Source organism: Vibrio sp. 1457, assembly GCF_033340195.1.
GTDB classification, from domain to species: domain Bacteria; phylum Pseudomonadota; class Gammaproteobacteria; order Enterobacterales; family Vibrionaceae; genus Vibrio; species Vibrio alginolyticus.
Map to the genome: position 1 here is coordinate 39942 of NZ_JAWOWA010000014.1, position 19092 is coordinate 59033.

Sequence of the window (19092 nt, forward strand, 5' to 3'; positions counted from 1 at the left end):
ATCCTACCAATTCCACTTTTTCCAGCCGCCATCAAGCATGGCTGAAAACTGACCAATTGAAGGAAATCCACTAGTAATGAACATGCATGGTTCAACCTTCGTTGAACCTTCAGTCCACCAAAAACATGGTTTACTCAATTTTTCTTTAATGAGGTAATTCAAAAGCGTATTTTGATCAGTATTGCCGTGATCATGAAAAACTGTAGATATTTGGCTTTGATAAAGAAACTCTAGAGGCCTCACTTCACTTGTTACATTCGCAACGAGGTCATTTTTTTCTTGAGTACTCTTATGCCAAACATCAAAGACAAAGTCGTCCTCAAGTACTGAAAGAGCAAGAGCGGCACTGTCCTCTGTCCAAGCTCTGTCACCCCAATATTGCGCAGCTTCACCTTTTACGGCACGAGCTATAGTAAAGAAAAAGTATCTACCGCATGCATCAACACTAGGAATCATGCTACCAATGTAGGTTGAGTCTTCTAAATAGCTAATATCCAAAGCAAAGTGCCACACAGGAGCCGTTAAAAAGTGCTCATTCCAGCTTTCACCCAGTTGTTCCCTGCTGACTGCAATAACCGCCTGTTGCCAATCATGCCAACGCTCCGAGAAATCTTGTGATAAACCATCTTTCACAAAGTCCCCTTTTGCGGGCATTTTACCGATATAGCCCCAGCCTGATGTTATAAGGTTCGTGGACATCTGAACCTCTCCATTTCATTTGACCAAAAAGGATTAATGGCACTAGAAGGAATAAGCTCTAGCTGCACCTTATTTCCCTTTAAATCAATCATAACTATATTGTCTTTACGCGATTCTGGCCTTGCTTTAAGTGATTGATCCAAAAGCTTGAATATGCCCCACTCACCTTCATAGGTATGCGCAATTTCGCGTTTAGATTCAGGTGGTGTGAACACAATTCGAGTCTGATCTTGACCGGCAGGCCAACTCAACGATTTAGCTCTTGCTGGTCCATGCTTATAAACCAAATCTTGTCCACCCAACTCTAAGACAAATCGAGTAATGTGCTGGTCTAGATAAACAGGCTTCATCCCAAACTCTACGCGTAAGGAATTATCAGATTCAAAGAAAGACTGCCTGATACGTTGCGCTCTTTGAAAGACCATTAGTGTTTCTGGGCGAACTCCAATTTCCTTTTCTAATCGCCAACGACTTTTCGAAGTATCCACAAACGGTTCGAGGTATTCTTGGAAGAATGCGTCAAGCGTACCTCCATAACCAAAGAATCGCTTAAAGTCTTTCAATCTAACTTCTCTGCTCGCGTTGGGCTCGAATGGATATCTGCCAGCAATAGTCCGCTGATAAGGGCGGACCACTTGTGTTACCCAAAGTTGATTTAGATGATCCTTCGAACCGCTCTCCGCAAACTTAACCGACTCTTGAGAAAGCTCACCTAGCCATTGATTAAATGGTCTCGGCAAAAGTTCTTTAGCACGAGCAAAGGAAGCTGCGACATCTTGTGTAACGGTTCCATCTAAAATACTTTTGTAGGCAATTTTCTGATTGTTACCAGAGCTTGATAAGTCACTTAAATACGAACGCAAGTTAACCATTGCTTGTTGAATATCATCAAAGTCTTGCTCACCAAGGCGTAAGATCTCTGAAAAATGCGATTCGACTTCTTTACCTGGCAGAGCAACATTGAAACCGTTTTCTTCAGGTAAATACATGTCTAGTCTATCTGCCGTATTTGAAAACTTAACTTTGGCAACTTTACCAGCAACTTCAGAAGCGGCTTTTTGATTTTCTGACAATGATACTTTTGATAGAGCAACCTCTTTTTGGATTGCTCTCAACAAAGATTCGATTGGTCTTTCAACTCCAGATAAAACCCTCGCTTGCTCTGTCGCAAGTTCTAGGCTCGGAGCCTGCTTCAATTGAATATCTTCGATCAACGTTTTCCATTCATTAACATAATCTTGATAGTATCGAGACTGAACGCCTTGGATGGCACTATCTTGATCAATTTCATGAGCCTTAAGATCGTCACCATAAACCCAGTTCTCTTCCATTAAGCTTTTTACTGTACGGTTGATCTGAATCTGAAAAATGCTATGAAAACCATTGTACGTGTAGAAACCCGAAATGCCTTGTGATAGCGGTTTTCCACTAGCTCGCTCGAACTGCTCAAGCCCTTTAGGTCCCAATACATCAGTCAAGCGAAATGAAGGTACATGACTCTTAGAAAATTGTATTTTCATTCGCTGATAAGCACGTTCAGGTAGAGACATTTGAGTCAACACTTCTCGAGCACTCGTCACGGCAGCAGTGTTGTAAGTAAAGCCTTGTCCATCGTTGCCTAATAAATATTGAGTGTGCTGTAGCAAACGTCTTCTTAAGTCTGCGTTTAGCTCACCCGGATATTGACGTTCGAAATAAAAGTTAAACCAAGCCAACACTTCATCTTGTTGATATTTGTCTGGATTGAATAACATCAAATACGTTTTTAACGTTTCGTACAAATACTCACGATGCTGTTGATTGCTCTCCATTTCTGACACCAAGCTATCAAGAAGCAGAGGGGCGTAATATTGGGTCAAAGCATCAGAATATGCATTGTTTGCCGCCTGAGACACTTTGTCTCCTTGATAGAGACCAAACCTCTTTACAGAGTCGGCATCACCGTAGTCGCTTTGCTTTCCGAGAGGAAGCGTCATCAACCTATCTAATGTTTCTACAGCTGAAACAATATCCGCTTCAAAATCTAAACTTTGAGCGCCAATCATTGCATCAATATGGCTCGCTTGTTCATTGGTATCGACAATTAACTGTGAGTTCCACTTATAACTCATAAACCAAAGCGCAGAAGCTCCTAGCAGTAGCGTTGTACATCCAATGTAAACACCTCGACGCATCCAACCTGACTGCTTTTGATAGTGACGATTAACTGTTCCTAACAGTTGCTCTTTGAAAATAACCTTGTCAAAAAGATTCTTTACGAAATAACTATGAGAACCAGTCTGACTCTTTGCTAGAGCTAAACGATTTAACCCAAGTCCATTGGTTGATTCATTCATCAGCTTATCGACTGGTAAGCCTTCTTGAACCGAACTCAACATAAACACACCACGAATCAAGGCAGGCTCTTCAAAACTGTTTTGTGCAAAAATTTCAGCTAAAAACTCGTCAAGATTAGCTTGTAGCACTCTTAATTGCTTTGGAAATTCAAAGATAAGCGCGCGTTTATCTAAATCGTCCTCTGTTTCAAGTATTCTAAGCATACGGGCATCAAGGCGCTCCAACATGCCATGAAATTCTTTGTTGAATAGAGAAATAACGCCTCTTTCATCATCCACTTCACGAGGGAACATGAAACCAAATAATTCCTCTCGCTCTTCCTTACTTAAATCGGCAAAAAACTCATTGAAACCGGCAACTAAATCCATTTTGGTGAGCAATACGTAAATCGGAAACTGCATGCCTAACTGGTTTTTCAGTTCTTGAAGTCTCGACTTAATTGCTCGAGCATGAAGACTTCGCTCGGTTCGAGTCTGAGACATCACGCTGGCTAAACTTATCGTAACAATCGCACCATTAATTGGTCTTTGCGTTCTATACTTTTTCAACAATCCTAAGAAACCATGCCACGCTTTAGAGTCGACCTTTTCTTGACTGTCTTGTGTCGTATACCGGCCAGCCGTATCTATAAGAACTGCTTTATTTGCAAACCACCAATCACAGTGGCGAGTGCCACCTACACCGGCAATAGAGTCAGAGCCAAGGCTGTCTCCTAATGGAAACTCTAACCCCGACTGCTTTAATACGGTTGTTTTCCCCGTTCCAGGAGGGCCAATCAACACATACCACGGTAAGTCATACAAGCTTCTCTTGCCTTTGTGTGTTTTCGTCACTACTTTGACAGCTTGCTCAATACGCTCGCGCATTAAGTCAATTTCACTTGCCGCTTCTTTATCTGATAGGCTATCAACCTCAAGCAACGTTTGAATACTTTCGTCTTCTTTCACCTTTTGCTTATGCTGCTTGGTAACGTTAAATATCGCCCAAAGCAACACCAACACTAGAATAGTGACTAGCCGTTGAAAGTCACTCTTTAGGGGCTCATATCCCGCTATCGCAATAAGTGGACCAACAACCCAAATGAAAATAGAACAAGCAGCGACACCTATAAGACCGAGAAACCATCTTTGAGTAAATATTCTGCCAATTTCTTTAATACGCATCTCTATCTACCTATTATTAATTCGCGACAAGAAGGTCGATTTCAATCCGGCGGTTAATAGCTCGGTTTTCATCACTACTGTTTTCAACTAATGGTCTTGCATCCCCCAATCCCTCGGGTATCACTCGCCCTTCTAATGCACTATTCGAGATCAGTTGTTCAGACATAGCAGTGGCTCGAGCTAATGATAGGTGCCAGTTCGAGGGATATTTACTCGTGAAAATAGGCCTATCGTCGGTGTGACCAGTAACAATGATCTTGCCTTGGGTCGACTCCAATGTTCTCGCAAGCTTAGAAATAACGGGTTGGATGTAAGCGACAACATCAGCACTACCTGATTCAAATAGATCTTGAGACTTTAACGAAATTCTTACCCTGTCTTGCAGCGGCTCAACATTGATTAGCCCCTTACCGATCTCAGTTGCTAGATACATTGAAATCTTTTCTGCAATTGGCGCTGATTTTGATTCTGACGTTGCATCTTGGTTAAGTTGTTGCGGTTGAATCAAATTGACTAATTGAGAAAAGGTGCGATTGGATGCCTTATTTAGCTCATAACTAAAATACATATATATGCAGACCAATAGTGCCGCCGTTACAGAACATACAACCCAAAGAGGAGCTCTATCAGAAGCCTTTGAGCCATTCAAAATGTGTTGGTCGATACTATTGCTTAGTTCCTGAGGGACTCCTCTCCCATAAGTCTTAAGAGTAGCAATAACCTGTCTTCTCAATTTCCGGTGCGATTCCAGTCCATTTTTTTCTAAACGGTATTGACCCAGAAACCCGAGAGATAAGCACACATACATTAGTTCAAGCAAATCTAAGTTCACATCTGGTTTCGCCATGCACTTATCAAGATGCTTAAAGAACGCTTCCCCACCTTGACTGCTAGCATAGAAGGAGCTAAGTAATGAATCGTGACTCCAGAATGAATTCCCACCCCAATTGGTGTTAAGGACAACTTCATCTAGTGAACAGCATAAACAATAACGAGCTGTATCAATGGTATCCAAATCAACGTCATGCTGACGTAATCGGTTCTCATAATCTCTAAGCTTTTGTGCCAATGTCTCTTTTAGAAACAACGGATCGGAATGAGTCGCTGTCGAGCGAATTTGACCGATAATAGATAACAGGCCATTCGCCTCTGCTAGTAGAGAGTTATTCCCATAAGCGACCACTGAATCATTGTTCACCAATTCAGGACTTTTTGAGATAACTACGGTATTATCCACAGACTTTTCTGATTGTGGTTTCGATGCGGGTGCTCTTCCACCCGGTGTTGGTTTTACTATCGTTTGTTCCATACAGAGTGCGCCTATTGATTAATACTCCAAAGCTCAAGTTCAGCATTCGGAAAATGCCCTGATAGGTGAAGCGCAATACCGCCACTATCTTTTAGCCTCATCCAAAATGGCCCTTTCTTGACAACTTCGAAATAAACATAGCCCGTTTGGTAAGGAATCTGTCTCGGGACGACACTCAACGGCACTACGTTTATACCGTTGATCTGATTATTAATTAGATCGCGAATCTGTTCTGCCGGGCCAAACTTGAGTTGCGCTGGGACCAGGCGTCTTATTTCATCTGTTGTGGTGTCTGCTTTAATTGCTAGCACAAATTGGCATGACTCAAGCAAGCGTTTATCTGGAAGCGGCGTCACTTGAATACCGTATTGGCGAGGCTCCAACGGAAGTTTGGTCGCAGTGTGGTCAAGGACAACACTGAGGTACTGACTGAGTATCTGATTCAACTCGCTATAGACACTTGATACATCTAAGTGATCATACGCAAGCAAACTTGGGACTCTTTTAGTTTTATTAGAAAAAGTGGCTAACTCACCAATGTAACCTTTAAGTGTCGTCGCTAATTCCAGTGGATGTAACCTATCTAACTCACTGAAATGCTTTAACTTCGCCTCATATCGGTTCAGCATTTGGAGCATGATGAAATCAACAGCAGATGCCGATGCAGACTTACCCTTAATCAAGCGCTGTGCAATAACGTCAGCACGCATCTTTGTCATCGCGATAACGTTACGTAGATAAGCTGACATAACTTTGTCGCTAAGGAGGTTGATAAGCGGAGGAACGTACTCATCGTCTAGTATAACTTCCCCTTCAGGAGTTACCTCTTTGATCCTTAAGATAGGTAACTCCACATAACCCGCTAATTTGTCATTACTCGCTTTCAACTCTAGGTTAAGGGCTGCAACTTGGATGGTTTCTTCATCTTGTCCTGTAAGGTTATCTATCACGTCGATATCTTGAAGTACATAACGAGAGACGATCGATTCGCTTACATCCGAAACGTTTTTACCTGTAACACTTGAAAGAGGGAGAGTTATTTTTACTAACGTATTTTCAGTGTTTTTATCAATAAGTAGAGGCGAAACTGAATCGTTGGATATTAACGTATTAACCAACGTCATATCTGGCAAAACAGCTTCAAGATGCTCAAGTTCAATAAGACCATCTTTTAGCGCGTGTTTTTTTACTCGACATTTCCAAACTCCCCAATTGTAAGCCCCACCTAACTGATGTAAGCCCTTGAATTCTTGAGAGGTTGCGCGTTCTTGTTGCTGGAAGTGCTGGGGACGTAAAAACATTCCTTCGCACCAAGCCGTCTTGGAGTATTGCGTCATTTATAATTAGCCAACTAAACGTTATTTAACGACCAAAGACAGATCTTCTAACAATACTTGATATGTGTTGTAACCGGTCTTATCCACTTTAATGACTTGTCGCCAATTTGAGTTTTCAATATCTCGAAACGCTACGACAATACCTAAATATTCTGTCTTTGGAGACATACTTGCTTGATATGTTTCTTTCTGACCTGGAGTTAATGAAACTTCATATTTATTCACTAAATCAGGTCCTAAGACTTTTTCACTTTCTTCATAAATAGAAAAAAAGTCCTGGCTTTCGAAAATGGTATTTGACGTTAATTCAAATACATACACCACTACAGGAGAAGGCCTGCCGTTTGAATCAGGATTAATGTTATGACTTGCTGCTATTTCTAAATCTGAGTATGGATCAACAACTAGGTTCGCTGCTGAGCACCCAAATAAAGCTATTGAAATTAATAACAAAATATATTGGTAAAACTTTTTCATCACCCTAATTCCTAGCCTTTGTTTTTTAATGCTAATTCATAGTGCTTAGCGAAGTCTTCTAAATAGAACGGAGACTCTTTATTGATAATATCATCGGATAGCTTTTCATGAATATCCTCAAACCTCTTCCAACTTTGAGCATATTTCCTAGCTGGAATAACCTTATTAATAACCGTGTCTTTCGCTAAAGCATCTGAGTATATAGAAGTAGGTTCAACAAGTGACATAACACTCGAAACCGTACCTTCAACACCTTTCATTAAGGCTTGCTCATGACTTTCGATGTCATTAAATGCTTCTTTAATGGCTGCATTTGGCTTTAAGAAGCTAGCGGTTTGACGGTTATATAAGTTATGAATCGCATCTTCTAAGTTTGCAGAAAACTTTAAAGGGTTATTTTCTGACTTACGAAATGCGGTATGACTAAGTCGATTTGTTTGTTTAAACACTGCTCTGTTATGCAGTGTTTCCATTAAACCAACTAGCATCAAAGAAAATGACTCCCCCAGTTGTTCGAACCATTCCTCTCGGTTATCGCTGGGAATCATCATTGGATCTATACCCACCCCTCTAACAAAAGCCGCAAGTTCACCCCCATTGGTATCAAAGTTGGGAGTCGATAGGTGTTCTGATTGTCGGTTAACTTTCGGTAAAGTTTCAGATACGGTGCTCTGTTTTTCGGGCTTTGGGATATCAATAAAATCATCGACTAAACCAATATCTAGCTGAAAATCAGAAGGAACACTTTCGTTTAAGAGTTCACTAGCACTAAGGCCTAGGTCAACAAATTCTGCTTCCGATGGACTTGAGACTACTTCAGGGGGTGCGCTAGAAAGACTTTTACTTGTCTCAAGACTGACTACATCTGTATCTGTTTGAATAGAAACTGAAATTTGATAATCCCCTAAGCTAACCATATCGTCATCGCTTAGTGCTATTTCATTTCCTTGACCCACAGGAGTTACAGCATTATTTACAAAAGTACCATTAGTTGAGAGGTCTTTTATCAAGTATTTGTCACCAAACTTAATCAGTTCTCCGTGGGTTCCGGATACCACTCTTTCAGGATCTGGTAGTGTCCAATCACATTGTTCAGACCTACCAAATGTAACCTTGGCATGTTCATCACTTGATTCAAACACGAACTCACTCTCAATCTCTGGAGTAAATTTGTGAAAACTTGTTATGGTTAAAACCAACTTCATGTAAACCTCGCCAAAGACCTGCTAGATATTATTTTTAATTTTATTATTAACTACTTTCTATTAACAGTAAGATTAATAAAAATCTTAATACTGCCATTGAAAATCATGCACGGAATAATGAATCATTTTTTTATCAAAGCAATCACGTATTGTTCAACAATTTTAATTATCCAACCAAGTTCAAATTTTTGACACTTAGACTTTCATCAATAAAAAAACGAATGTTAGTTTGGCCGAGAAATTCTAACATAATGACTTTTCATTGAGCAGAAAGGTATATATTCCCCCATCATTTATACGGAGTTCTTGTGATGGAAGACAGTAATAAAAACAATTCTATAAATAACGAAGAAAGCGGAGATAAAACTAAAATTGTAAAGACTCAAAAACGAGACAATGCAATTAAATCAACCAAACTCACTAATAATGAAACCTCCGTTAAAAATAAAAATGAAACAAATACAAAACTGTCTCAAAAAGAAAACACTCCGTTAGTTAATAAGAAAAAAAACAATAAAGATGACTCATTAAATAATAACAAAGATGTTATTAACGAAAGCTTAATAGGAGCGACCGTTAAAAATCGGTATGAAATTGAGTCGGTTATTGGGCATGGTGGGCTTTGCGATGTTTACTTAGCTAAAGATAGGATTCTTGAATCTTCAGGTTCAGAAACACCCTACGTTGCGTTAAAAATATTACAGAAAGAGTTTGCTTCTCAACCAGAGACTGCACGCATGTTAATACGTGAAGCTCAACAAACTCAAAGGTTAAGCCACCCTAATATCATTAGGGTTTTTGATTTTGGTGTTGATGGCGAAATATACTTTTTAGTTATGGAGTATATTAACGGAGAAACATTAGAGAGTTTAATACAGCGTTCTAGGCCCCATGGGCTGAAGTTTAATGCAACTTTATCAATCCTAAATCAGGTACTCGATGCACTCTCATATGCTCACTCTCTTGGTGTAGTGCACGCCGACCTAAAGCCCGCTAATGTGATTTTAACGTCTGAGGGTAACGTTAAGTTGCTTGATTTTGGTGTATCTAAAACTCATCAATTAAAGCAGGATCAATATGCGGCTAAACGTAAATCCGAAAATGTTGAAACGCTTGGTTATACTCCCAACTATGCATCACTCAACCTGTTATCCGGTAAGGAACCGAACTTAAGCGACGATATGTTTGCTCTATTTTGTATTGCTTACGAGCTATTGAGTTGCAAACACCCTTACGCAAGAACTCCAGTTAATGAAGCTCTCAAAAAGAAGATCAAGGTCTCTAAACCAACTAACATGCCTGCATCTAAGTGGCCAATATTTTCAAGCGTATTTTCAACTGGCATCATTCCGAACGAGCTGACCCCTGAGCAGTTGAAACGCAAATTGAATATGCGCTATTGGCCTATCGCTAGCGGCGCGGCAGCGAGTATATTATTAGTTAGCGGCATTGTATTTGGTTATCAGCAGCAACAAGAAACCATCGCCAATTTGGAAACCGTTATTAGCAAGCAAAATGATCAAATTGCCGGACAAGAGTGGCAGCTTGATACGCCAGCAGAAAAAAGTTTGGCACTGATTGATAGTGAAAAAAGCTTACATCCAGTCGTTAAGGCTGGCTTATTACGCTTACACAAGACCTATATTCTCAGCGAGTTTGAATCTGAAATTGATCAGGTTTTGAATTCTGATGCCAACAACTACCCGAATTATGATGAAATTGAGTCCATACTTGATAAAGCAAAAACCTACTACCCTGACTCACATAAAATAGAAGTTCTTGCCTTAGATATTCAGTCAAGCAAGCACTCCACGTTACTTTCGATAGCAAGGCAAATCAACAGTCAACTTGAAAAGTCTCGGTACAGTAAAGAAGACGGCAGTAAATCCATCTATGAGCTCAAGGATGAGTTAAATCAGATTCATCAAGGTTATCCTTTCACGCCAAGTTCGTTATCTAGCGATGTTTTCGGTCAGCACCTCACTGAAGCACTCAAAAAGAAAGACGCAGCTGTACTTGTTGCTCTTATTAAGGTTGGGAACACCTTCTTTTCAAACGTAGAAGAGCATCAAGAGAACTTACAGATAAGTAATGCGATGAAAGATGCAGTGCTGGAAATGAAATTATATGAGACAGCGCTAGATTCCAACAGCCCTCTACCGTTTCCAGAAGATGCCGCTAGAATCCTGTTCCAAGAAGAGTTTGAAAACTTTTATTCTCGCCTAGAAAAGGCAAGGACGACAACTCATCTCGATAACTTGGTGAAGGATGTGGATCTGTTCTCGAAAAACTTTCCTATTGGTTTTCAGGATGTTAACGATTTAAGATTCAAAACTGCTGATAAATACTTACGCTTCTCCGATATATTGCTTAATAAGCGAAGGACTTCAAGCGCAAGACGCGCTATGAAGAAAGCCAACGAGCTTATGAAGCAAATAGAACAGGACTCTAAGCAAAGCTAGTAATACAAAAGGGACGCGAGTCCCTTTTTTGCCGTAGATTACTTGCCAATATGCAACTAGATTGCTAATTTATACTTGTACTTAATGAGGAGAGTTAGCCTTGACTGAAGGAATAGTCAAAGTTGGCGAACGTCTGGCGTCCGTATGTAACGATAGCCTTAAACTAGGACTGCAAGACACTTACCGACTCGGCGTTTTACTTGGAAACATCCCCTTTGCTACTTGTGTTAAAAACACGCGAGTTGAAGTTTTTTCATCCCTACATTTCGACCATTGCCGTTTGGATATAAGTCAAAATATCTTTAACAATGACTTTCTTTTTGTAAGTTTATCTCAAGCGACAAGCAAACTATTTCTGCTCAAATACTGGTTATGCCATTCATACCTTCGGCTAAGCCTTCATTATCCGAAACATTCCTCTACCTCAACGTTTAATAGGGGTATACATGATTAATTTTGATGTTCTCAATACATACATGGATAACGACGTAGATCTGATCGTCACTGTTTTTTCTACATACCTTGAAGATCACACGAATGATATAGAGCGTATAGATGAGCTATATGCAAGCAAATGTTGGTCAGAACTCTATCTATTAGCTCATAGTTTAAAGGGCATTTTAGAGAGTTTCGGAGAAGACACCGCGGTCATTGCGTTTCAAAGAATAGAAGAAAAAACCAGAAACGATACAGCGCCAGATAGCTCAGATATAGCTATAGTTACTAAAGAGCTAGCTGCAATTAATCAACAAATCTTCACTTACTTGAAGAATATGCAATAAAGAAATTCAAGGCTTAACTGGGGGAAATATGGCAATGAATAATAGCAATTTCAGGGAGTTGATTGAGTCTCTCAAAGACTTAACACCAACTCAAAAAAGGTACTTACTTAGCCGTACAAAGATGGCGCTAGATGATGAAAGTAATATGTTAAACATCAGTGATATTCTAACACCAGAAGAGTTGGAGGCGTTACTATCACCGGCACCAACAACGAATACAAAATAACAATGATATACAACGCAACCGTCAGATTAACGCTAGGGACCAAGTGAAGCAAATCGACTTTGCTTGGTTGTTAGTTTCTCTCCCTATTCCTTTTCACTACAACAAACGTATTGTTTTCGAAACCTTTTTCCAATGTAAACAGGTCAGATAATTGAGCGACTAACATCAGTCCGCGACCTGAGGAGGACCAACTATCGTCATCCATTAAGTTAGGTGCCTCAATCTGTTTATTTTTATGTTGGATGAACGTCTTTTCATTGATCGGCGCTCCGCAATCAGAGACTCTCAGTTCCACGAAACCGGACACTTGGTCATCCCCAACCCTACACTCCACTTCAATTGGTAGGCCTTCTATTTCACTGTAAGAATGAATATAAGCGTTATTCATGAGTTCAACGACACAAAGCTCCAATGATTGAATTGCATTTAAGGGGATTTGATGACCCATCAAAAACCGAACAACGTCTTTGCTCGCACTTCGTGAGTGAGTAAGGGAGCTCCCGTAAGTTCGTTTAAATTCGCTCTTTGACATTCTTTTCCTTAAAATCGAGCCTCTCACCATGCCATTTTACCTGTAAAAGGCTGGCATCATCATCAAACTCATCTTCGTTATGCCAAGATTGTACTTTTTTAAAGACGTCTCCCACTTGGTCTTCAACTGTCAGCGTGCAAACAACTTTTATACTCGATGCCAATCGTTGTAGTGAAAACATCTCCTCACCCTGCCTCGCTTCAATCAAACCATCCGAATAAAGCCACAATGCATCGCCCTCATCCAGACTAATTTGGTTACCGATATATTCCATCGGCTGCATTGCACCAACGATAAAGTTATCGTCACCTATCTGTTCCATCGTTTTCGTACTCGTTCGCCAAACTAAGATCCTGGGGTGGCCAGCCGTGCAATAGCTAAGTTGCCCTGATTTTGTGTTAAGAATGGCGTAAGCCATAGTAAAGTAAAGTTGACTGTTTCTAGTTTGCTGATAACGCCGATTTAGCCGTTCAATCACAGATGCAGGCTCGCTTACGCAATAGCCGTCATCTCTCAACTCCATCGTGATCGAATCAGGCCCCTGACTTTGAGATAGCGTCTGTTGAATAGAAAAAGCCATCAAAGCTGAAGAAATACCATGACCAGAAACATCAAATACATAAAACGCAACATGTCGTTCATCGAGCTCCAAATACCCCAACATATCACCACCAATCTGGGAGCATGGTTTGTAGACATAGCTAAAATTTACATTCTGAATAGTTGATTCAGCAGGGAGTAGTTGCTCCATCAGATGACTAGCAGACTGTAGGTCTTGGTGAATTGTTTGATAGGCCGCATCTAGCTCTTTATTTCTCTCAACGAGTTTGTTGTGCAGTTCTAAAGTACGAAACCCCGCACGGATTCTGGCCTGAAGTTCCTCTACAGACGTCTTCTTATCTACGAAATCATCTGCGCCAGCATCAATGCCTTTCACGATCGAACTTTGGTCATTTCTAGAAGACAGTAGAACAAAGAAAATGTAACGTTCGCTAACTTTAGATTTTAATTGGCGACACAATTCAATACCATTAATTCCAGGCATCATTAAATCACTCAGCACAAACTGAATATCAGGGCGGTGGGTTAGCACCTCAAGCGCCGCTCTTCCGTCTTCAACTGCAACCACTTCATAGCCCTGCTTTTCCAATGCACTGCTGATGTAAAGCAGTACTGTTTTACTATCATCGACCAAAAGAATGGGTTTCATCTTCCTCCTTAATACGGTTGCTTTACTGGCTAACGCAAAACACTAGTCACTGACTGCTCATTTCTAAAACGGCTGTAGTCTTCGGCTAATAATTGGTGTTGATATCGAGTGTAAGACAACGCTTCATTAGAAATTAGTATCTGATGCTCTTTTTCGATTAACTGACTTTGCAGCCTTTCAATCTGTTCATTCTGCTGTGTGTAATTGAGGTACAGTGCGAATAGACCAAAAACCGAAACCATTAACAGGGCGATTAGAATATTATTGATAGTTTTCACTTGAATATTCATGACCTCTCCTTGTCTATTATTAGACTTTCCATGATGAAAGAGAGCGTCTACGGACCAAGAGCTCAAGGCTCTAAAACGCAACGAAGCAAATTGAGGTTGTTTTTCCAATTATAGGCGATAGGAGAAAAAATAAGAAAAATCTGAAAAAATTTGAATATCCTGCTGAGTTAAGAATCGGTAAGGTGGTAGCAGCGAGCTATCATCCACTCGCTGCAATACATTAACTCTGAAATGCAGGTCTAGCTAAAATTTGGTTATACCATCGAGCAATGTTTGGCGACGTCGATAGCACATCAATTTCTAGGCCTTTAATTGCGAAACTGATCAAAATAAAGCCTGTTATATCGACGATAGTAAAATGGTCTACGGCGATAAAATCATTATGTTCAAGACGCTTGTCTAAGACAGGCAGAAATTCGTAGACGCGTTGTTTTGATTCTTCGCCCCATGCTTCAACACAACGTTCTCTGTCTCCATAAACTCCGGTCATGTTTCGAAACGCCTGAAATGCCGCATTTAGTCCTTGGAACTCCACCACACGATGCCACATTTCCACCTGAGCACGTTCGAGCTGGTTTGCACCAAACAGCGCCAGATCATTTTCAAACGCTTCATCTAGGTAGCGACAAATCGCCACGCTTTCACAGATCGTCGTGCCGTCATCCAGTTCCAGTAAAGGCACTTTGCCGTTCACGCTTTTCGATTTAAACGGTTCAGATAGGTTATCGCCCTCACGAACGTTCAGCGCAATTCGCTCAACCTCGCCACCGATTTCCTTTAGAAAAATGCTAACTCGCTTACAACTTGGAGTCATTGCGGTTTCATAGAGCTTCATTTCACATCCTTTTATCTTTTTCTAACCGATTGGTTAGGATATACTGTAGCCAGTTTATAAACGATCAGTCAAGAACTTCACTATCAAAAATTTTCAAACAGTTGTGGGTCTGTTTGCTGAGCGAGATTTTTGATGCCGTTTGTGAGTTCACATGAATTTGGAGGCTGATACCCAAGCATAGATGGGTATTCATCATATTGGTTCAGTTCGAACGCTAGAGGTTCTCTGTACCATCCCTCCAAAGCAATTTAATTACCCGATAAGCAGACCCAGGCAGGTAATTTATGGCAAGAAAAGCCAACTTCGACCGAGATGAAAAGCTTCTCGTGGCTATGGATGTGTTTTGGCGCAAGGGCTTTGCGAACACGTCTATCTCGGATCTCACCGACGAGTTGAACATCAACCGCTTCAGTCTTTACAACACCTATGGTGACAAGCAACAGCTCTACTACGAAGCGCTCGATACTTACTTAAAAAAGGTCTCGCTACCGTCACTCAATGATTTGGAAAAAGACGATGCGTCTTTACCTGAGTTAGAATCGTTCCTTAAATCTTTTGCTGAGCTGCAGCGCAAACGGAACTGTGGGTGCTTTATTCAAAATGCGTTGATTGAGCACGCTGGCGAAGACGATGATGTACTGCGTAAAGGGCATTTTTTGTTTGACCATCTTATCGACATCATTGCGGATGCGCTGACCAATGCGCAAAAAGAAACCTTAGTGCCGAAAACGCTGAAACCAGAAGAGCTCGCTCGTTTTGTTCTCAACAACATGCAAGGCATGCGCGTACTTGGCAAAGCCAAACGTTATGCCGATTTGGATACGGCGCTTTCCTGCTTGCTGGTTTTGATTAGGAAGTGACATGTCGATTGAAGTGATAGCAGTACGTCTTACCAAAGGCATGGACTTAAAGCTGAGCCTAGCGAAATTGGTCGAGCAGCATGGTATCAAAGCAGGCTCGATTGCTTCATGCGTTGGCTGTATCTCTCACCTCAACCTTCGTTTGGCAGGTGCAGAGAGTACGTTAACCAAACAAGAGCCATTTGAAATCGTCTCTGTGATGGGAACACTAACGCCTGAGCATCAGCACGTTCATATCTCAGTGTCTGATCGTGATGGACTAGTTTGGGGTGGGCATTTGCTGGAAGGCACAGTGATTGATACTACCGCAGAATTGATCATCCATTCTTACTCAGAACTTGAGTTTACCAGAACGATGGACGACTCGACTGGCTATACCGAGCTGAAAGTGAATCCTTCCAAATAGTAAAAAGCTCCAGAGCCATACTGTGCTGTCTCTGGAGCTTTATTCGCTTGTCTCTTACGCTAAGAATTTACTCATATCGAGCAAGCTAATTTCGAGGATCATTCTTCGGCTAAATAACAAACCTGATTATCGTCGATCGTTACTTGCCACGTTTTTAGACAGTGCGCTTCGTCTTCCAAACATTGCCCACTCTTTAAACTGAAGTGCTGTTTATACAGTGGTGATGCAACACACATCTCACCATCAATATCACCGACAATCCCTCGACTCATTACATAAGCCTTACCTATTGGGTCCCAGTCCTGAACAGCGTAAACACCGCTATCTGGAATGTAGAACAACGCCACATGCTCGCCTTCAATCAATACAGTAGCACCGATAAACGGCATTAAGTCATCAAGCTGACACAAATTCACTTTGGTTAACGCTGCCATTTACACCTCCTGTTTCACTGGAATACGCTGACCGCGCACACGCTGGTACGGCAAGACTTTGCTGCCCGACGTGCTGTTCAAGAAAGGACGGAAGCGTTGCAATTTTTGAGGATTATCCAACGTACTCTTCCACTCACATTGATAGGTATCTACGACGCGCGCCATTTGTTCATCCAACGAGTCACATAGATTCAGAGAGTCATCCAAAATCACTTGTTTAAGGTAATCTAGGCCCCCTTCCATGTTCTCCATCCACACCGACGTGCGCTGCAAGCGATCTGCGGTGCTGACGTAGAACATCAATACTCGGTCGATCATGGTGATCAACTCTGATTTGGATAAGTCGGATGCAAACAAATCTGCGTGTCTTGGTCTCATGCCGCCATTCCCGCAAACGTATAGATTCCAGCCGTTTTCAGTGGCGATCACCCCAATGTCTTTACTTTGCGCTTCTGCACACTCGCGAGTACAGCCCGATACGGCAAACTTAAGCTTATGGGGCGCTCGCAATCCTTTGTAGCGGTTCTCTAACTCAATAGCTAATCCGACCGAGTCATCAACACCATAGCGACACCAAGTAGAGCCGACGCAAGATTTCACAGTGCGCACCGATTTGCCGTAGGCGTGCCCTGTTTCAAAACCAGCATCAATCAAGGTTTGCCAGATTTCTGGGAGTTGCTCTAACTGCGCACCAAATAAATCCACGCGCTGACCGCCGGTGATCTTGGTGTACAAATCATATTGCTGCGCAACTTCGCCTAGCACGATAAGTTTATCTGGTGTGATTTCACCGCCCGGAACACGAGGTACAATTGAGTAAGAGCCATCTTTTTGCAGGTTTGCCATAAAGGCATCGTTAGAATCTTGCAGAGATTGATGTTGAGGCTCCATGATGTGTTCATTCCACAAAGAAGCAAACACAGATGCCGCTGTCGGCTTACAGATATCACACCCATGCCCTTTGCCATGCAGTGCAATTAAGGTGTCGAAGTCTTTGATTTGTTCCACTTGGCAAATATGGAACATCTCTTGGCGACTGAGCTCAAAGTGCTCACAAAGGTGGTTGTTAACCTCTACCCCCATGGCTGCCAGTTGAGTATCCAATACCGACTTGACCATATTGCTACAGCCACCACAGCCAGTACCGGCTTTAGTGTTGGCTTTAAGGTCCGTTAGGTTGGTAGTGCCGGCTTGAATCTCGGCAACTAAGTCACCTTTTGTGACGTTGTGACAAGAACAGATGATGGCGCTGTCTGGCATCTCTCCATCCAGCATTCCGGTATCAAATAGCAGGTTCGCCGCGTGGTCTGGCAAGACTGTTTTGTTCAAATAACACTGTAAGAGCGCATCGTAATCGCTGTTATCACCGACGAGAATCGCACCAAGTAATTGGGTGCCGCTCGCATCAACCACCAGCTTTTTGTAGATGCCTGCGACCGCATCTTGCAACACCATTTCTTGAGCACCTTCGGTTTGCATTTGTGCATCGCCGATAGACGCCACATCCACCCCAAGTAGCTTGAGCTTGGTGCTCATGTCTGCGCCTTTAAAACCTTCGCTTGGCATACCAGTCAAGACATCGGCAGTGGTTCTCGCCATAGTGTAACCGGGTGCGACCAAACCAAAGATCTTCTGCTCCCAAAGGGCACATTCGCCAATCGCGTAAATGTTCTCATCGCTGGTTTGGCATTGGTTGTTAATCACAATACCGCCTCGCTCGCCTACTTCCAGCTCAGCCATTTTTGCCAGCTCATCTTGAGGGCGAATACCTGCGGAAAAGACAATCACATCCACTTCGAGAGGATCTTTGTCTTTAAACACCATGCGATGCTTAGCCGTTTCACCATCGCAGATTCGTTCCGTACCCGTTGAGGTATGAACGGTTAGCCCTAGTGCTTCAATCTTCTCTTTTAGCACCAAGCCTGCACCATCATCTAATTGCACGGGCATCAGGCGAGGCGCAAACTCAATGACGTGAGTTTCTAACCCCAATAGTTTGAGTGCGTTTGCCGCTTCTAAACCCAACAAGCCGCCGCCAATCACTGCGCCTGTTCTTGCGCCTTCACATGCCTTTTTGATTTGTGAAAGGTCATCAAGCGTGCGGTAGACAAACACGTTGTCTCGGTCTTTACCTTCAATTGGAGGCACAAACGGGTAAGAACCGGTCGCGAGCACGAGTTGGTCGTAACCCAGCACATCTTCACCATCAAGCAGAATACGCTTTTGCTCTCTGTCGATGCCTGTTACTTGGCTGCCAAGTACGAGTTGGATGCCATGCATGTCGTACCATTCTTGGTTACTCAGCATCAAATCATCATGAGATTTACCCGCAAATAAAGAGGACAACTGTACACGGTCATACGCGATAAAACGCTCTGCACCAATCACGGTAATTCGGTGCTCCAAATGCGCGTTTTTCTGCACTAATTGCTCGACGAGGTGTTGCCCGACCATACCGTTGCCAACCACAACGATGTGGCTTAATGCGTTCTTTACTGGAATCGTTAAAGGACTGTTCATCGCTACCT

General features: G+C 42.1%; 17 protein-coding genes. 5 read left to right on the top strand and 12 right to left on the bottom strand.

What is annotated here, in order from left to right; all coding sequences use genetic code 11:
• Positions 1–3: 3 nt before the first annotated feature.
• The 6 genes from tagF to tagH are packed head-to-tail and all read right to left on the bottom strand — an operon-like array spanning position 4 to position 8527.
• Entirely contained in the window at positions 4–699 is a 696-nt protein-coding gene (tagF, locus tag R7Z41_RS15525) for a type VI secretion system-associated protein TagF (RefSeq protein WP_005387528.1), read from the bottom strand.
• Positions 681–4199: a type VI secretion system membrane subunit TssM gene (tssM, locus tag R7Z41_RS15530; RefSeq protein WP_047100988.1), complete on the bottom strand. Its 3519-nt coding sequence runs from the start codon at positions 4197–4199 to the stop codon at positions 681–683. The genes tagF and tssM overlap by 19 nt, the downstream gene beginning before the upstream one ends.
• 16 nt (positions 4200–4215) lie before the next feature.
• The gene (gene tssL, locus R7Z41_RS15535) at positions 4216–5508 is read right to left on the bottom strand and encodes a type VI secretion system protein TssL, long form (RefSeq protein WP_005375939.1); all 1293 of its coding nucleotides are present in this window, start codon (positions 5506–5508) and stop codon (positions 4216–4218) included.
• A gap of 11 nt (positions 5509–5519) precedes the next feature.
• A complete protein-coding gene (gene tssK, locus R7Z41_RS15540; RefSeq protein WP_206969299.1) occupies positions 5520–6845 on the bottom strand; it encodes a type VI secretion system baseplate subunit TssK in 1326 nt (441 codons plus the stop codon).
• A 21-nt stretch (positions 6846–6866) separates the two neighbouring features.
• Positions 6867–7322, bottom strand: coding sequence for a type VI secretion system lipoprotein TssJ (tssJ, locus tag R7Z41_RS15545; protein ID WP_005375933.1), 456 nt, complete (start codon positions 7320–7322; stop codon positions 6867–6869).
• A gap of 11 nt (positions 7323–7333) precedes the next feature.
• Positions 7334–8527, bottom strand: coding sequence for a type VI secretion system-associated FHA domain protein TagH (gene tagH / locus R7Z41_RS15550; RefSeq protein WP_054578971.1), 1194 nt, complete (start codon positions 8525–8527; stop codon positions 7334–7336).
• A 311-nt stretch (positions 8528–8838) separates the two neighbouring features.
• On the opposite strand from tagH, the gene R7Z41_RS15555 reads away from it, so the two are divergent.
• The 3 genes from R7Z41_RS15555 (at position 8839) to R7Z41_RS15565 (ending at position 11997) form a co-directional block, all read left to right on the top strand.
• The gene (locus tag R7Z41_RS15555; RefSeq protein ID WP_206969294.1) at positions 8839–10989 is read left to right on the top strand and encodes a serine/threonine-protein kinase; all 2151 of its coding nucleotides are present in this window, start codon (positions 8839–8841) and stop codon (positions 10987–10989) included.
• Positions 10990–11435: 446 nt separating this feature from the next.
• Positions 11436–11771: an Hpt domain-containing protein gene (locus tag R7Z41_RS15560; RefSeq protein ID WP_031781126.1), complete on the top strand. Its 336-nt coding sequence runs from the start codon at positions 11436–11438 to the stop codon at positions 11769–11771.
• Between the two features lie 34 nt (positions 11772–11805).
• Positions 11806–11997, top strand: a complete 192-nt coding sequence (locus R7Z41_RS15565) for a hypothetical protein (RefSeq protein ID WP_025767706.1) — start codon at positions 11806–11808, stop codon at positions 11995–11997.
• 70 nt (positions 11998–12067) lie between these two features.
• On the opposite strand, the gene R7Z41_RS15570 is transcribed toward R7Z41_RS15565, so the two are convergent.
• From R7Z41_RS15570 to R7Z41_RS15585, 4 genes are all read right to left on the bottom strand, one after another.
• A complete protein-coding gene (locus R7Z41_RS15570; RefSeq protein ID WP_025998580.1) occupies positions 12068–12529 on the bottom strand; it encodes an ATP-binding protein in 462 nt (153 codons plus the stop codon).
• Positions 12510–13739: a PP2C family protein-serine/threonine phosphatase gene (locus R7Z41_RS15575; protein WP_064376518.1), complete on the bottom strand. Its 1230-nt coding sequence runs from the start codon at positions 13737–13739 to the stop codon at positions 12510–12512. Before R7Z41_RS15575 ends, R7Z41_RS15570 begins: the two co-directional genes overlap by 20 nt.
• A 29-nt stretch (positions 13740–13768) precedes the next feature.
• The gene (locus R7Z41_RS15580; RefSeq protein ID WP_005375908.1) at positions 13769–14029 is read right to left on the bottom strand and encodes a hypothetical protein; all 261 of its coding nucleotides are present in this window, start codon (positions 14027–14029) and stop codon (positions 13769–13771) included.
• A gap of 220 nt (positions 14030–14249) precedes the next feature.
• The gene (locus R7Z41_RS15585) at positions 14250–14864 is read right to left on the bottom strand and encodes a glutathione S-transferase family protein (protein WP_005375905.1); all 615 of its coding nucleotides are present in this window, start codon (positions 14862–14864) and stop codon (positions 14250–14252) included.
• 284 nt (positions 14865–15148) lie between these two features.
• Between R7Z41_RS15585 and R7Z41_RS15590 the strand changes: the two genes are divergently transcribed.
• Together R7Z41_RS15590 and R7Z41_RS15595 are read left to right on the top strand one after the other, a co-directional pair.
• The gene (locus R7Z41_RS15590; RefSeq protein ID WP_005375904.1) at positions 15149–15724 is read left to right on the top strand and encodes a TetR/AcrR family transcriptional regulator; all 576 of its coding nucleotides are present in this window, start codon (positions 15149–15151) and stop codon (positions 15722–15724) included.
• 1 nt (position 15725) lies between these two features.
• Positions 15726–16130 carry a PPC domain-containing DNA-binding protein gene (locus tag R7Z41_RS15595; RefSeq protein WP_054701378.1) on the top strand — a complete coding sequence of 135 codons (405 nt, stop codon included), beginning with the start codon at positions 15726–15728 and terminating at the stop codon, positions 16128–16130.
• A gap of 98 nt (positions 16131–16228) precedes the next feature.
• Here the strand turns inward: R7Z41_RS15595 and nirD are convergent, their stop codons facing one another.
• Together nirD and nirB are read right to left on the bottom strand one after the other, a co-directional pair.
• Positions 16229–16564 (bottom strand): nitrite reductase small subunit NirD, encoded by a 336-nt coding sequence (gene nirD / locus R7Z41_RS15600; RefSeq protein WP_171342577.1) that lies wholly within the window; start codon positions 16562–16564, stop codon positions 16229–16231.
• Entirely contained in the window at positions 16565–19084 is a 2520-nt protein-coding gene (gene nirB / locus R7Z41_RS15605) for a nitrite reductase large subunit NirB (protein WP_053053059.1), read from the bottom strand.
• Positions 19085–19092 lie beyond the last annotated feature (8 nt).